Source organism: Agrobacterium bohemicum (assembly GCF_001562555.1).
Taxonomy (GTDB): Bacteria; Pseudomonadota; Alphaproteobacteria; order Rhizobiales; family Rhizobiaceae; genus Agrobacterium; species Agrobacterium bohemicum.
Genome location: NZ_KQ961051.1, coordinates 1 through 1,199 on the forward strand (window position 1 = coordinate 1; position 1,199 = coordinate 1,199).

The 1,199-nt window shown below is 54.5% G+C and carries 1 protein-coding gene and 1 pseudogene; both read right to left on the bottom strand.

Features of this window, described 5'->3' with window-relative positions:
- Positions 1-41: 41 nt before the first annotated feature.
- Positions 42-1,010 (bottom strand): IS3 family transposase, encoded by a 969-nt coding sequence (locus tag ATO67_RS22155; RefSeq protein ID WP_245304070.1) that lies wholly within the window; start codon positions 1,008-1,010, stop codon positions 42-44.
- A pseudogene (locus tag ATO67_RS23675) lies at positions 977-1,150 on the bottom strand (transposase); the annotation flags it as partial. The gene ATO67_RS22155 and the pseudogene ATO67_RS23675, both read right to left, overlap by 34 nt.
- Between the last annotated feature and the right edge of the window lie 49 nt (positions 1,151-1,199).

Consider the following 1,199-nt stretch of genomic DNA (forward strand, 5'->3'; position numbering starts at 1 on the left):
TCGGTAATCCCCCCGTTTTTAACGGGGCTCAGCAGTAGAATTCATGCTGCCATTTTCAGTTTTTGCCTCGGCGTGATGCCGCCGATGGCCATATTGGGTCGATCATTGTTGTATGTCCAGAGCCATCGTGTGGCGTGATCCTGCACCTCCGTGATAGTATCAAACATGAAGCATCCCAGCCATTCATGCCTGACCGTGCGATTGTACCGCTCGATATAGGCGTTTTGCTGCGGCTTGCCCGGCTGGATATGAGCGATGATGATGTTTCGTTTCTCGGCCCATGCCAAAAGCGTGCCGCTGATGTATTCCGGGCCGTTGTCCACCCGTATGATACCCGGTTTTCCGCGCCATTCGATGATCCGGTTCAGAGATCGAACAACCCGCTCGGCTGGCAACGAGAAGTCCACCTCGATCCCGAGCCCCTCCCGGTTGAAGTCGTCAATGACGTTCAAAGTCCGGAACGAGCGACCATCGGAAAGCTGATCGGCCATGAAGTCCATCGACCAGGTCTGGTTGGGCTGTTCGGGCACAGCCAGTGGCTCCGGTCGTTCCCGCACCAGGCGCTTCCTGGGCTTGATCCTCAGATTCAATTCCAGATCACGATAGATACGGTAAACCCTTTTGTGGTTCCAGCCGAAGCCTTTGATGTTACGCAGATAAAGGAAGCACAGGCCGAAACCCCACGCCTTCCGGGCTGTCGTCAGACGCAGCAGCCAGTCGGCAATATCTTCGTTCTCGCTGCCAAGCTTGCGTCCATAGCGGTAGCACGTCTCGCTGATCGAGAACGTCCGACACGCGAGCGCCACGCTCACCTTATGATCTTGAACGGCTTGCATGGCCATCTCCTTACGCTGAGACAGCCTCAGCGCTTTTTTCCAAGAGCTTCCTTCAGGAGATCGTTTTGCATGCTCAGCTCGGCATACATCTTCTTCAGCCGACGGTTCTCGTCTTCCATGCTCTTCATTTGCGAAACCATGGACGCGTCCATGCCGCCGAACTTTGCTCGCCACTTGTAAAAGCTAGCATCGCTCATGCCATGCTCCCGGCAAAGCTGCGCAACCGGAATGCCGTCCTCCGCCTGCTTCAGAATTGCCATAACCTGCGCGTCGCTAAATCGTGATGTCTTCATCCGAATCTTCTCCAAAATCATTGTGAGAAAATTCTACTTTTAAACCCGGTTAGTTTGCGGGGGGATTACC